Origin of the sequence: Mycobacterium sp. 1164966.3, from assembly GCF_001665395.1 — a bacterium.
Lineage (GTDB): Bacteria > Actinomycetota > Actinomycetes > Mycobacteriales > Mycobacteriaceae > Mycobacterium.
In genome coordinates this window covers 1-13,947 of the sequence record NZ_LZSG01000037.1, presented here as the reverse complement: position 1 = coordinate 13,947, position 13,947 = coordinate 1, and the positions used below count along the sequence as shown (strand labels likewise).

The following is a 13,947-nucleotide window of genomic DNA, read 5'->3' as shown; positions in this document are numbered from 1 at the left end:
TTTCCGGTGACTGGTGTGACGGATGTGACCACCACCGGCCAGAGCCCAAGCGCGACGAATTCACCCCGCCGGTGCCAGCATCTGCTTCCACCCGTCGTCGCCGACATTCCCGGAGTTCTCAATCGAATAGACAACCCCGTCGGGCCCAACGGCTTTGCCACTCTGCACGTCATAGAGCGCCATCGGGGTGTAGACGCACGGATTCGGTTGCTGGCCATTGCATTGGACGGTGCCCGACCCGGGTCGCTGCAGGGGGTCGCTGACTGGCGGCGGCGTCCCCGGCAGCCGATCGGCGGGCAGCGGATTGAAGCCGTTGTTCACCGAGGGCGCCGGGATAACGAGACCCGGCTTCACCGGCTGGTCGCAACGCGCAGCCGGCGCGGGGCAGGTCAGGATCTGATTGGGGTCGCCGTACCAGGGATTGGTACCCATCGGCACATAGGGCGCGTTGCTGCGGCACTCCCGCGGGCTCGCCGCCCGCTTGCCGGGCACATCCACGCATGGGTAATTGCGCGCTCCGCGAACCACATTCGTCGAATCCATCGGGATCTTGCAGTAGGTTCCTTTGGGCAGTGGCGCGGTGCTGGTGTCCGCAGGTGCCCGCCACTCCGATGCCGGCAGGAATCCGGTCATGCACGGCGGCGGCTGATTGAGGGCCAAAGCGCCGACACCCAGCGCCGCCTGACCGGGAAATTGCGAGGTCACTGACTGGGCAATCGCCCCCGACTGTGGCAAAAAGACCAACGCCTGCTCGACGCCGTTGTGGTAGCGCTTGAGCATGTCGATCACGACCTCGAGATTGGCCAACGTCTGCGGCAGCGACTCCCGCACCTCGCTGAACGTAGCGTTGACCTGCTCGGCGGTCGGCGCCGCGTTGGCCAGAATGCTGCTCAGCGCCGGATCCTGCGCAGCGGTTTGTGCGGCGAGCATATTGAGATTCCTGGCCCAGCGCGCGATGTCGTCACCGGAATTGGCCTGGCTATCGATGATCGGCGCCGAACGCGCGATGATGTCGTCGATGTCGTCGATGCTGCCCCGGAAGTCGTGGGCGATCGCCTGGGTAGCGTCGACCAGCCGACGCAGGGATGGTCCCAATCCGCCTACAGCTTGCGAAGTCTCGCGAAGCAGTGACGCCACCTTGTCTTTCGGCAGCACATCCAATCCGTGGTTTGCGGCGTCCAGCGCCGGGCCGATCTGGCTGGGCACCGTGCTCTTGGTGATCGTCTGCCTGTCGGCGAAGTACGGTCCCCCGGTGCGGCCCGACACCAGATCGATGTACTGCTCGCCGACCGCCGAAACCGAATGCACATTCGCCGACGCATCGGTGGGAATCTCAAAACCGTTGTCGATGCTCATCGTTGCGCGTACACCCCGCTCGGTGGGTGCGACGGCGGTGACCTTCCCAATGGTGACGCCCCGATAGGTGACGTTGGCCGTGCGATAAAGTCCGCCGGATTGCGGCAAATCAGCATAGAGGGTGTACCGGCCGATGCCGACAAGGCTCGGTATCCGCAAGTAGTACACGCACAGCACCAGCACCGCGATGAGCGCCAACCCGGTCAGCAACACCAGTTGCGTTTTGATGAGACGGGTCAACATCTTTCACTCGCCCCTTTCCACCAGCGGTCCACCTGGGGCGTCGTTTGGGTTCGGCGTATAGCGCACATCCGGGATCATGGTGTTGGGATCGCGTCCCCACGCCTGCTCGAGCGCTCGCAACCATCCCGAGAATCCCGTGCCGCTCAGCATGGTGTTGTCGATGGTGGACAGCGTCAGGTCGAGCGCACCCGAAATGTTCACATAGTCGCCGCGAATCACCTGGGGGACTTTGTCGATGTTGAACGGCGCTGTGAGACCAAGCCTCAGCGCGTCGACGACATACGGCGAAGACCGCTCGAGTTCCCGCAACGGTCGCTGCAAGTACTTCAGACTCGTGTGCAGGTTGGGCCGGGTATCCAACAGCGCCCGATTTGCCGCGTCGCTGAATCGGCCCAGGGATTCCGTTGCGTCAGCGAATAATTCGCGGGTATCGGCGAAATGCTGCATCAGCGGCGGAATGTCGGTGAGCAACCGGTCCAGCGTGTCGTTGTGGTCAGCGGCAACGGACAGCAGATGATTGGTCGAATCGATTGCGCGGGTGAGGCTGTCGCGCTGGCGGTTCAGTTCGGCGGTGAAGGTGGCCAGCTTCTTGAGAAATTCGCGAACCTGGTCGACGTGACCGTCCAGAATCTTGATGACCTCGGTTTGAATGAGGTCGAGATTCGGGATGCCGCCTCCGTTGAGGATCACCGCGACGCTGGCCAACGTCCGTTCGACGGTGGGATAGGCCGAGGAGTTCGCCACGCCGATGGTGTCACCACTTTTCAACGGCTGCGGAGACGGATCCCTTGGCGCGGCCAATTCGACGTGCTGAGTACCTAGCAGGCTGGTCTGGCCGATTTTCGCGGTAGCGTTCGCCGGCAGCTTCACGTTCGGATCCAGATCCAAGGTCAGGACGGCCATCCAATTCTTCAGCCTGATGTCCCGAACCGTGCCAACCCATACGTCGGCGACCCGCACCCGGCTGTTGGTGTTCAGCGCCAAGCTGTCGGGCATCTGCACGTAGACGGTCAGGTGATTCGAACTGGTGCCACGGCCGATCGGCAGCGGCACGTTGGCGATGCCACGCCAGGAGCACGACGTCAACACCGCTGCCGTCAGCAGCAACACCAGCCCGCGGCGAGCGGCGCCGACAATGCGTTTCACGGTCCCGGCCTAGTCTGTGCGGGCGGCGGGAAACCCGGCGGCGGTGGCGGATTGGATTCGTCGTAGGCGTTCGGCGGTCCGGGCAGATTGGTACCGGGCGGCGGGGGCGCGATGTTGGGCCCACCCATCAGCTCGGCCAGCGATTCGGGCGTCAGCTGGCTCGCGGTACCCGGCTGGACCTGCATGCCCTGCATGCCGGGCGCGACCACCCAACCCGGTTCGGAGTTGCGATGCGAGAACGGGGTGTCCCGCGCGAAGATCCCCGGGACGGTGGTGTCCTTGTATCCCGGCGGCGGGCGCAGCCGCTCCTCGGAGTAAGCCACCTCTTTGGGCAATGTCGCCGCCGAGCTGAAAAGGTTGACACCGGCGGGCGGGTAGTTGAACTTGATGGCGTCGAGCACCGGCGCCAGATACTGCGCGCACAGCTCAGCGGAGTCCTGGTAGCCCAGGCGACTGCCGGCCTGAATCGTACTGCAAATGAATTGAATCGGGTTCGCGAAGTTGGGGAACACGAACAACCCCACCAGCGAGCTGTGCAGCGGGTAGTAGATGTTGTTGAAGTTGCCCGCATAGGTGGGCAGCACGTGCAGCGCCATTTCCAGCCCGTCACGCGGCTCGGGTTGCAAAATGGTGGTGGTCGCGTCGGCGAGGTTGTTGACGTCGCGCGCCAAGACTGAACTGTTGTCGCCCAGGAACTTTCGGACGGTGGTGAGCACCTCGTCGACATGCTTGACCGTGTCGGCGACGTCATGGTCGGACTTGGTGAACCAGTCGGTGAACTCGGCCAGATTGCCGTTGAGGGCAGTGAACTGCCGATCGTTCTGGTACAGCGCGCTGATGAACTGCGCCAGGCTTCGCGTGATCGCGACAAAGTCTCCCCGGCCTTCGTTCAGCGCGGTCAACGCGTCCGACAAACTGTTCAGGGTTTCATTGACCTGCGTGCCCTTTCGGGCCAAGCTGTCGGCCGCCGATTCGATCAACTCACCGAACGGCCCCTTCGGCTGCTCCGCCGTCGGGCCCAACTGCCGCAGGATCCCGCTGATGGATTCGCGCAGTTGGTCCCACTCGACGGGCACCTGGGTGCGCTCGATCGGGATTTCCGCGCCGTTTTTGAGCACCGGCCCACCGGTGTAGGGCGGCGACAGCTGGATGTTGCGCGACGCCACCAGGCTGGGATTGAGGATTGACGCGGTGGCGTTGGCGGGCACCTTGTACTTGCTGTTGTAGTGCAACGTGACCCGCATCCGGTCGCCCGCGGGCTCGATCTTGTCGATGGAACCGACCCGCACGCCCATGATCTGAACCTTGTCACCGGGGTAGAGCCCGAGCGTTTCGGAAAAATACGCGACGACGGTCGTGTTGGTCAGTTTCCGGTAGAGCTGGGTGCCGACGGCAAGGGAGAGGAGCGCCAACACCACTACCAGGGAGCCGATAATCACCGCAGTGCGAGACACTTTCGGCAGTCGCAACTGGCGTATGTCGAAGATGGTGCTCATTGCGAGCTACCTCCCGTCCCGTCCGGGGTGATGAACGGGGCCGGTAGCTGCGGCCCGGGTCCGACCGGTGCGGGCCCCGGCGGCGGAGCCGGTGGCAACGCCGGCGGGCTGGGACCGGTGACCGGCCCGGGTAGTTCCGTGCGGGCGCCAGGAGGCGCATGGGCCGGCAGCGGCACCGGCATGCCCGGCGCAGCCGGCGGCATCTGACCCGGTCGGCCCGCGCTCGGCACACCGGGTGTGGGCGGCAAGCCGCCGGGGTTCGGTGGCGACGTCTGGACGTCAATCGGCACCGGAAAGCCGAATGGGGTTGGGCCGAAAGGTCCTTCGTCAGTCATCGCACAGGGCAACGGATTTCCAGGTCGCGGCAGCGCGTCTGCGGCCGGGGTATACGAACAAGGCGATCCCGGCGGGACGGCGGGTCCCGGGTGCGCCGGCGTGCCTTCCAGCACTGGCGGCGCCGTCGGCGGTGCGCCGTTGGGGAAGCGGGTGCCGTTGGGGTCGGGGAACCGGAACGCCGGCAGCCCGGCACTGCGCCAAAACTGCTCAGGGTCGATGCCGCGCTTCTTGAAAGCCGCGTCAACCCACGGCTGAAGGATCTGGTAGGGCAGCAGATTGGCCACGATCGCCTTGAAGTACGGTCCGGAACCGACAGCCTCGGTCAGCGAAGCGGTGTATCTGCTGAGCAGTACCAGCACTTCGGCAAGATCATTCTTGCGCTTGACCAGTTCGTCGCTGACCGTCCTCAACTCGACCAGCACATGGTTGAGATTGGGGTTTTCCTTGATCAGGCCGGTCACCTGGGTGGACACCTCGGACACGTTGCTCAGCAGAATGCTCAGTGCCTGACTGCGTTGCCGGAAGGCGGCCAGCAGAGTGTTGGCATTGACCAGCAGGTTGTTGACCTGACCGCTGCGGTCGCCGAACACCCGCGCCACCTTGTTCGCATTCGCCAGCAGTTGCTTGATCTGCTCACCACGCTGACCGATGCTGTTGGCAAACTCTTTGACGCCGTCGAGGGCAGCGCTCAAATGGGGAGCGGTCTGATCGAAGGTCTCCGACAACACCTTCAGCGAACGCTTGGTGGCCTCGATGTCCCAGCCCGTCGCCGCCTTGGTGACGTCCACGAACGCGTCATAGACCTGATACGGCGTGGTGGTCTGGGCCGATGACAGAACACCGTTGGGCCGCAACGGCTCTGACCCTCGTGGTTCGATCTCTATGTTTTTCCGGCCGAGAATGGTGTCGGTGCGGATCGCGGCCCGGCTTTGCGTCCCGATCCTCTTGCCGGCAAGCGAGAAGCCGATCAGGACGCGGTTGCCCTGGATCTTCAGGGAGCGCACCAGACCGACGTTCACACCGGCGATTTCCACCTTGTCGCCCGCGCTGAGTCCGCCGGTGTCCGTGAACTGCGCGTAATAGGTTGGCGTCGCGAATAACATCGGCACGCTGGTAAAGCTTTGCGCCACACCGATAACAAGCACCGTGACCAGCACACCCATCAGCCCTACGCGACCTCGGTTGAATTCGGTCAGCGTCCTCATTGCGGCGTACACCTCCCGGTGGGCTGGCTGAACAGCTTGATGGTGCGCACCGGGCCGCCAGGCTGTAATCCGTTGACCTTCAACGACAGGTCGCACAGGTAGAAGTTGAAGAAGTCGCCGTATGTGCCACCAGCTCGGCCGATGATCCGGTAGGCGCCCGGCAGCTTGCCCAGCACATCGTCGAGAGTCGGCAGCTGGTCTATCAGCGGCTGCAGGGTGTGATCGAGGTGTCCGACGGTGCTGTGCAGTAACGGTCGGTCCTCACCCAACAGGTCGGCCAGAGTTCCGGCGGCGTTGCTGATGTGTGCGGCCGCGGCGGCCAGCGGATCGGCCCTGTTCTTCAATGCGGTGATCAGTACCTCGAGCTTGTCGACGGTCTGGTCGAACTCCTTCTGGTGCTTGACGGTGGTGGCCAGCAGGGTGTTCAGGTTGTTGATCACCTCGCCTATCGCTTGATCTCGCTCGGCCAGAGTGGCGGTGAATGATGCTGTCTGGTCGAGGATGTCGTTGATGGTGGCGCCCTGGCCCTGGAACACGGTCAGGATCGACCTGGCAATGCTGTTGACCTTGTCCGGGTCCAATGCTTTGAACAGTGGGCGGAAACCACCGATCAGCGCGTCGAGATCCAACGCCGGCTGGGTGTGCTCAATCGGGATCCTGCCGCCGGGGGCGAGCAGCCTGCCGCTGTACCCGCGTTGCAACTCGAGGTAGCGGTCGCCGATCAGGTTGAGATAGCGGATCGACGCAGTCGTCGCCTGGTCCAGCAACAGCGTGTGATCCACGTTGAAATCCACCAAAACCCGCTTGTCCCCGTCGATAAGCGTCACCTTGGCGACTTTGCCGACCTCCACCCCCGCAGCGCGGACGAACTGCCCGGCCCGTAGCCCGCTGACGTTGGTGAACAGCGCGGAGTATCCGGTGGTGCTGTTGAAGCGCATCTGGCCGAACACCACGATGATCGTCACGGTGAACACCAACAGGACAAACCACAAGATGCCGAGTTTGACTGCTGTGCCGGTGCCTCTCATGGATTCCTCGTCATGGGTTGATCGTGTTCTCCCCGAACTGGCGCCCCCAGACGTATTCGGTGAACATCGGCTGGCCGAGCTCGAGGTGGTTGTACGGCGCAAGGCTGGCGCCGGTGTCCATCACCAGATACGGCGCCGGCCACAACTCCCGGGTGATCGGCTGCCAGCACCCTGGCCGTCCACCCGGTCCCCCGCGAGCGTTCACCCGCGGCAGATTGTCCGGATAGACATACGGGTTTGGCGCTCCGATGATTGTTCCGGCGGCTGACAACGAATAGCCGTTGCCGCCAGCCGCATTCGCTACCTTGGGCGCCGCGTCGCGAAAGTTGCGGACCATGCAGAACAGTTCCGGGCTGTACTCGTCGAGCAGCGTTGCGGTAGGCAGCAAGTCGGCGGCGCCGCGCGACAGGTACGGGCCGCCCCGGGTGAAGATGTCCTCGCCGGTCTTGCCCGCGCCCACCGCCGCCAGCAACGCGGCATCCAGGTCGTGCTGCTGCCTGGTCAGCGTGCGCGCCGTGGTCAAAGCATTGCGCAGAAAGTTCCACAGGTCCGGCGACGAACGCGCATAGATCTCAGCCAGATCCGCCAGCCGGCGCACGTCGTAGCCGACCTGCGGCATCCGCGGGTTCAACTGGTCCAGAATGTGATTGCCGTTGACGATCGATTCCCCGAACTTGGCGCCCAGCCCATCCAGCGCCTGGGCGACCGCGGACAGCGTCGAGTTCAGCTCGATCGGGTCCACCTTCTCGGCGATCGACGTGACCGTCTCGAACAAGGTGTTGAACTCGGTTGTCACCGACCGCACGTCGATCACGTCGGTCGGCGAGATATGCTGCGGCTTAGGGTTATCCGGCGACATGAGCGACACATATTTGTTGCCGAACAACGTGGCCGCCTCGATGTTGGCCACCACGTTGACCGGAATCAGCCTGATGTACTCCGGGTTCACGTGCAGCATCAGCTTGGCTGCCGGCCTGCCGTCACGCTCGATCTCCGAGATGCCGGCCACCCGTCCGACCTGCACCCCGTTGTAGGTGACCTTCGCTCCCGGTTCCATCACCAGCCCGGCCCGCGACGCCACCATCGTCAGCTCGGTCTTGGGTGTGAAATCTCCGCGGAACTGCAAGTACACCAACGCGATAACCAACACACCGGCCAACAGCAGAGCCACGCCTTCGAGATAGATCCACACGCGACGGGTCTTCCGTGTCACCGGTGTCGTCACGGCGGTTACACCGTGAGATTGAAGTTCGGGTCGACGCCGTAAAGCGCCAACTGGGCCAGCAGGACCACAACCACCACCGAGACCAGCGAGAAACGCATTGAGCGTCCGACGGCCTGCCCGACGCCGACCGGACCGCCGCTGGCGGTGTACCCGTAGTAGCAATGGGTGATCATCACCACCACGGCTATCACGACGACCTCCACCACCGACCAACCCACATCCTCGGGACGCAGGAAGGTCCGGAAGTAGTGTTCATAGGTCCCGTTGGACTGGCCGTAGAACACCGTGGTGACTACCTGGCCCGACGTGAAAGCCATGTCGAGAGCCAATGCGTACAGCGGACCGATCACCACCAGCCCGCCCAGAATCCGGGTGGACACCAAGAACGAAATCGACTTGATGCCCATGACCTCCAGCGCGTCGATCTCCTCGCTGATCCGCATCGCGCCCAATTGTGCTGTGGCGCCGGCACCTACCGTCGCGGCCAGTGCCACACCGGCGATGATGGGCGCTGCCACGCGGGTGTTGGCAAGGGCCGCAAAGAAACCGGTGAAGGCCTCGACTCCGATGTTGCCCAGCGACGCGAAGCCCTGGATTGCGATCAGTGAGCCGCCGGACAGGGTGACAAAACCGATGATCGCAACGGTTCCCCCGACGACGGCCATTGCACCGGTGCCCATGCCGATCTCGGCGATGAGTCGCAGCGTCTCCCTGGGGTAGCGGCGCAGCGCCCACCCGATCTCCCAGAGGCTCATCCGGGTGAACCTCGCGAAAATCCCGATCTGCTCGAATCTTCGGGCCGTGCCGCCGCCGTAGCGGTTGAGGTTGGCGGCTGTGCGCGGGTAGCGCGCGCGCAGCACGGCTGCTGATCCGGACATGCTAACGCCCCGTTCCGAATCGGACGCCGATCGTGGTGAGCACCACGTTGACCGCGAACAGCGCGATGACGCACAGCACCAACGTCTCGTTGACGGCGATGCCGACACCCTTGGGCCCGCCCTTGGTCGTCAGGCCGCGGTAACAGCCGACCAGGCCGGCGATCATTCCGAAGGTGGCCGACTTGACCACCGAGATGATCACCTCGGGCAGACCGGTCACCAAGGTCAGTGTGCTGACGTAGGCACCGGATGAGACGTGTTGTATGAAGACGCCGAACAGGAAACCGCCGACCAGGCCGATAGTGATCACCGCTCCGTTGAGCAGGGTGGCGACGATGGTCGCGGCGACGACGCGCGGTACCACCAACCGGTGGATCGGGTCGATGCCGAGCACCTCCATCGCGTCGATCTCCTCGCGTATGGTGCGGGCACCCAAGTCGGCGCAGATGGCGGTGGATCCGGCGCCGGCAATCACCAACACCGTGGTCAGCGGGCCCAGTTGAGTGACCGCACCCAGCGCCGCGCCCGCGCCGGAGATGTCGGCGGCGCCGAACTCCGCCAACAGGATGTTCAGGGTGAAGATGATGAGCACCGTCAGCGGAATCGAGACCGCAAGCGTCGGCAGCAACGAGACACTTGTGATGAACCAGCCCTGCTCTATCGCCTCGCGCCACTGAAACGGCCTGCGGAACAACGCTTTTCCGGTCAGCACACAGGTCCGGTAGAAACCGCCGACCGCGTCGATCCCGGGCTGCATCTGCTCGCGCAGATACGTGGTGATCACCGTGTGGGCGGTCAAGGTCGGCTCCCTTGACTGTCCAATGCGGCCATCAATGTCGCGTTCGCGAGTTCGAGCACCTCGTGTGCGGCGTGCCTCGCACCGGCGGATTCGCCGGCACATACCGCAACGGCCAACTTCCGGTACGCGTCCGGGCGCTTGGCCTCCGCGCCCACCGCTGTGCCCAGCGCAATCAGCGCCGGCTCATACGCGGCGCGAAAGGCGTTGTACATCAACCGGAATACGATTGAGCCGGCGCCATCGACCACATGATCCCAGAAGGTGAGCGTGTCGCAATGCCACTGAAGGGGGTTCTCTTCGGACTCCAGGACGCGGAGCGAATCCGCGAGCAATTCGGCTATTTCGGGTCCGTGTTGTTCGGCTGCCAGCTCCGCGACCTTCGGGCCGATACGCAGCCTGGCCTCGAGAATGCTGCGGAACACGGTGGGGTCGAGTTCGCCGTCACGAAATAGCAACCGGGGCAGCAGGTCCAGGCCGGCATGCCGCCGGAAATCGCGCACAGTGGTGACACCGCCATGGCGCACCTCCACCAGACTGGCCGCCGCCAGCCGCTTGAGGCCCTCCCGGACAGCGGGTCTTGAAGCCCCGAAAACCGCTGCCAATCGTCGCTCACTGGGTAAGGCTTCACCAGGTCGCATCTCTCCGCTGAGTACATCGGCGGCAATCTGCTCGAAAACCTGTTCGGGCACCGATCGGCGCACCGGCTGCACCACCATGCGGCCAGTGTGGCTGGTGTGACGAGAGTAAAGTGGTCAGACCACCGGCGTGTCGCAAATCTTTCGCGCGGTCCGTGCACCGCTTGCCCGGCCGGCGCCGGCGCCGTAGGGCGTCTCGGCGCGGCTAACCTTCCGTCCGCTGGGCCGTCACGAACAGATTCCCCGGAATCTGGTCTGCCACCTCGTCGGGAGCGCTGCGGTCATAACCGGCCATGAGTTCGTCGGTCGTCGTCACCGTTACCTCCCAGCCGTGGCGCTCAAACCACTGGCCGACGTCTTCGCGCTCCTCGAAGTACCACAACTCGTCGGTTCTGGGGACCTCGCGCTGAGGGTCGACCACCGACATGAAGGCACGAACCCGATCCATCCGCGCACGACGCTTCGCGCGGGCGTCAGGGTCCAGGAACTTCGGGCCCAGCGCCTCGACAGCCACCCGGCTGCCGGGGGCGGTCAGCTCCTGAACACGCTCGAACAGCAGGTCCTGGGCAGCGGCCGGCAAGTAGGGCATCAGGCCCTCTGCCGACCAGGCGCTGGGGGCGCTGGAGTCAAACCCGGCCTGCCGCAACGCTTCCGGCCAGTCCTGGCGCAGGTCCACCGGAACGGCGACACGATGACAGGCCGGCTCCGCCCCGTGCTCGGCCAATGTCGACGATTTGAACTCCAGCACCCTGGGCTGGTCCAGCTCGTACACCGTCGTCCCGTCTGGCCAGGGCAGCCGCCAGGACCGCGCATCAAGACCGGCAGCCAAGATCACCACCTGGCGGATGCCCGCTTCGGTGGCGTCAAGAAAGAACTGGTCGAAAAAGGCTGTCCGCGAAGCCATATAGCTGACCATCGACTCCATCTGCAACGGCAACTCGGGTTCGGCTTCGACGAGTTCGGGTGGCAGCTGCGGGGCGGAATGCCAATTCCACACCCCGTCGCCGGCGGCGTCGAGGAAAACCTGTGCGAACGGATCGCTGATCAGCGGTGTCTCACTTCGCGTTTCGGCTGCGCGCGCGGCCGCCACACCCAGCGCCGTCGCACCCACACTTTCGGTGATCTCCCAGCTGTCGTTATCCGTTCTGGCCACGCTCATTTCCTTTCTCCCGTCACGAACAGAGTCTGCGGTGCGGCGTCTTCGACGTCCTCCGGCGGCCTGCGGTCATACCTGGCCATCAGCTGTTCGGCCGGCGTGACCGTCACGTCCCAGCCGTGCCGCCCGAGCCAATCGGAGACGTCTTCCCGTTCTTCGAAATACCACAGATCCTCGACCTCAGGCATGTCGACCTCAGGTCGCAGTTTGGCCATCAGGTCGCGGACACGCCGCATCGACTCGCGCCGCTTTGCATAGCGCTCCTGGTCGAGAAAGTCCGGGCCGGGCGCCTCTACGGCGATCCGGCTGCCGGGTGCGCCCAGTGCTTGGACGCGCTCGAAAAGCAGCTCCTGGGCGACCGCCGGCAAGAACGGCAACAGCCCCTCGGCTGACCAAACACTGGGTGCGGAAGGGTCAAAACCGGCCTGCTGCAAGGCCGCCGGCCAGTCGTGGCGCAGGTCGACCGGAACGCTGACCAGATTGCACGTCGACTCCGCGCCGTGTTCGGCAAGCGCCGACGCCTTGAACTCCAGCACCCGCGGCTGGTCGAGCTCGTACACCGTGACCCCGTCCGGCCAGGGCAGCCGCCACGCACGCGAGTCCAAACCTGCGGCCAGGATCACCACCTGAGAGATCCCCGCGCGGGTCGCGTCGAGAAAGACCTGGTCGAAGAACGCGGTCCGGGCGGCCATGTAGTCGACCATGCCCTGCATCCGCGGTTTGAGATCAGGTTCGAGCTCGACGACTTCGTCGGGCAGGTTGGGCGACGCGAACCAGTTCCACAGTCCCTCGCCGGCGGCGTCGATAAACACCCGCGCAAACGGGTCGCTGATCAGCGGCGTCGCACTCTCGGTCTCCGCCGCGCGGGCCGCCGCGACGCCCAATGCCGTCGCACCCACGCTCTCGGTGATTTCCCAGGTGTCGTTCTCTGTTCTCGGCACGCTCACGCCCTCCAAAGTTCGCTAGCACAACTATGTACCGACCGTAGGCGGCCTGCATGTGAACCCGCTGTGAATACCTGGCGGGCGGCTGAAATGGTTGACTACCGCAATGACGTCGTGGAACCAGGCCCCGTGGGACCGGGGGTTTGTCGGCGGATACTACGCACCGCCGGTCGCCCCGCCTCGCCGATGGCCGTCGTTTGGTCGCGTCCTCATATCGCTTTTCGTGGTGGCGAGTGCGGTCTGTTGGCTTGCCAGTTTCCTGCTCGCCTTCGGCCTCGCCGTATCGCACACCGACGCGCGCACGTCGCCAATCGGAGCCACGCTGGCGTCGTTCGGCGTTTTCCTCTTCCACGGCCCGTACCTGGTCTTGGCCGGCTGGCCGATCACCGTTCCGGTGATCCTGGTGCTCGGCCTCCTGCTCGCTTACCTCCGCCGTCGTCCCAGTCTTGCCTCAGGGAGTTTGGCGCCAGCGCGTCGTGTCGGGTTCGCCCTTGTGATCGGCTACGGGATGCTGCTTACGGCGGCCTGGACGGTCTTGTTGCTAGGGGCGCTATAGCAACATAGCGACGACGATTAGGTATGCGGTTAAGTTGTCGGCGAGCCGCTGATAGCGCGGCTGATCCGGAAGGTCCCGAAGGGATCGTGCAGCATGCGCGTTGACGGGCGAGACATCACCGTTACCGGCAGCTTGCTGCAACCGCTGACCCGACGGACCAACGACATCATCCGACTGGCGCTTGCGACGGTATTCCTCGCGATAGTCATCGTCAGTTATCTGATCACCCGCCCGCGGTGGATGAACCTCGAGAAATCCATCTCCTCGATCGTCGGAGTCCTGTCCCCGACCCAATCCAATCTGGTGTACCTGGCCTACGGCATCGCGATTCTGGCGTTGCCGTTCATGATCCTGATCGGGTTGATCGTCTCCCGGCAGTGGAAGCTGCTCGGCGCGTACGCGGCCGCCGGGGTCTTCGCCATCCTGCCGCTGTCGATCACCGGCAACGGGATCGCGGCACCCAAATGGCATTTCGACCTTTCCGACCGGCTGCAGACCGTGCTGGCGCAGTTCCTCGACGACCCGCGCTGGATCGCGATGCTGGCCGCGGTGCTCACCGTCTCGGGTCCATGGCTGCCGGCGCGCTGGCGGCGCTGGTGGTGGGCGCTGCTGCTGGCCTTCGTGCCGATCCACCTCATTGTCAGCGCCGTCGTTCCGGCCCGCTCGCTGCTCGGTTTGGGCGTGGGCTGGTTCGTCGGCGCGTTGGTGGTGTTGATCGTCGGCACGCCGGCCCTCGAGGTGCCGCTGGACGGTGCGGTGCGCGCATTAGCCAAACGCGGCTTCGTGGTGATCGGCCTGAGAGTGGTCCGGCCGGCCGGACCGGGACCACTTGTATTGGCGGCGACAGCCGAGGATTCCGCTGCGCCCGCGGCGGTCGAGCTGTACGGCCCACATCAGCGCAGCGGGGGCGCACTGCGCCCCGGGGGGGGGGAGTTGCGGCTGCG

At 64.6% G+C, this 13,947-nt stretch carries 12 protein-coding genes and 1 pseudogene; 2 read left to right on the top strand and 11 right to left on the bottom strand.

Features of this window, described 5'->3' with window-relative positions:
• Positions 1 to 60: 60 nt before the first annotated feature.
• The 11 genes from A9W99_RS12855 to A9W99_RS12805 form a co-directional block, all read right to left on the bottom strand.
• Positions 61 to 1,599 (bottom strand): MCE family protein, encoded by a 1,539-nt coding sequence (locus A9W99_RS12855; RefSeq protein ID WP_067377935.1) that lies wholly within the window; start codon positions 1,597 to 1,599, stop codon positions 61 to 63.
• Between the two features lie 3 nt (positions 1,600 to 1,602).
• Positions 1,603 to 2,745, bottom strand: a complete 1,143-nt coding sequence (locus A9W99_RS12850; RefSeq protein ID WP_067377932.1) for a virulence factor Mce family protein — start codon at positions 2,743 to 2,745, stop codon at positions 1,603 to 1,605.
• Entirely contained in the window at positions 2,742 to 4,241 is a 1,500-nt protein-coding gene (locus tag A9W99_RS12845) for a virulence factor Mce family protein (RefSeq protein ID WP_067377929.1), read from the bottom strand. The genes A9W99_RS12850 and A9W99_RS12845 overlap by 4 nt, the downstream gene beginning before the upstream one ends.
• On the bottom strand, positions 4,238 to 5,782 hold the full coding sequence (locus tag A9W99_RS12840) for a virulence factor Mce family protein (protein ID WP_067377926.1): 1,545 nt from the start codon (positions 5,780 to 5,782) through the stop codon (positions 4,238 to 4,240). The genes A9W99_RS12845 and A9W99_RS12840 overlap by 4 nt, the downstream gene beginning before the upstream one ends.
• The gene (locus A9W99_RS12835) at positions 5,779 to 6,810 is read right to left on the bottom strand and encodes an MCE family protein (RefSeq protein ID WP_067377923.1); all 1,032 of its coding nucleotides are present in this window, start codon (positions 6,808 to 6,810) and stop codon (positions 5,779 to 5,781) included. Before A9W99_RS12835 ends, A9W99_RS12840 begins: the two co-directional genes overlap by 4 nt.
• 10 nt (positions 6,811 to 6,820) lie before the next feature.
• Positions 6,821 to 8,035: an MCE family protein gene (locus tag A9W99_RS12830; RefSeq protein WP_067377921.1), complete on the bottom strand. Its 1,215-nt coding sequence runs from the start codon at positions 8,033 to 8,035 to the stop codon at positions 6,821 to 6,823.
• Positions 8,036 to 8,040: 5 nt separating this feature from the next.
• Positions 8,041 to 8,913, bottom strand: a complete 873-nt coding sequence (locus A9W99_RS12825; RefSeq protein ID WP_067377918.1) for an ABC transporter permease — start codon at positions 8,911 to 8,913, stop codon at positions 8,041 to 8,043.
• A gap of 1 nt (position 8,914) precedes the next feature.
• The gene (locus A9W99_RS12820; protein WP_067377915.1) at positions 8,915 to 9,712 is read right to left on the bottom strand and encodes an ABC transporter permease; all 798 of its coding nucleotides are present in this window, start codon (positions 9,710 to 9,712) and stop codon (positions 8,915 to 8,917) included.
• Complete coding sequence (locus A9W99_RS12815; RefSeq protein ID WP_067377912.1) at positions 9,709 to 10,428, bottom strand: FadR/GntR family transcriptional regulator; 720 nt, start codon at positions 10,426 to 10,428, stop codon at positions 9,709 to 9,711. Before A9W99_RS12815 ends, A9W99_RS12820 begins: the two co-directional genes overlap by 4 nt.
• Positions 10,429 to 10,552: 124 nt before the next feature.
• Positions 10,553 to 11,500: a class I SAM-dependent methyltransferase gene (locus tag A9W99_RS12810; protein WP_067378177.1), complete on the bottom strand. Its 948-nt coding sequence runs from the start codon at positions 11,498 to 11,500 to the stop codon at positions 10,553 to 10,555.
• 2 nt (positions 11,501 to 11,502) lie between these two features.
• Positions 11,503 to 12,444, bottom strand: a complete 942-nt coding sequence (locus A9W99_RS12805; protein WP_067378181.1) for a class I SAM-dependent methyltransferase — start codon at positions 12,442 to 12,444, stop codon at positions 11,503 to 11,505.
• A gap of 109 nt (positions 12,445 to 12,553) precedes the next feature.
• On the opposite strand from A9W99_RS12805, the gene A9W99_RS12800 reads away from it, so the two are divergent.
• Entirely contained in the window at positions 12,554 to 13,003 is a 450-nt protein-coding gene (locus A9W99_RS12800; protein WP_067377910.1) for a hypothetical protein, read from the top strand.
• A gap of 93 nt (positions 13,004 to 13,096) precedes the next feature.
• A pseudogene (locus A9W99_RS12795) lies at positions 13,097 to 13,947 on the top strand (TIGR00374 family protein); the annotation flags it as partial.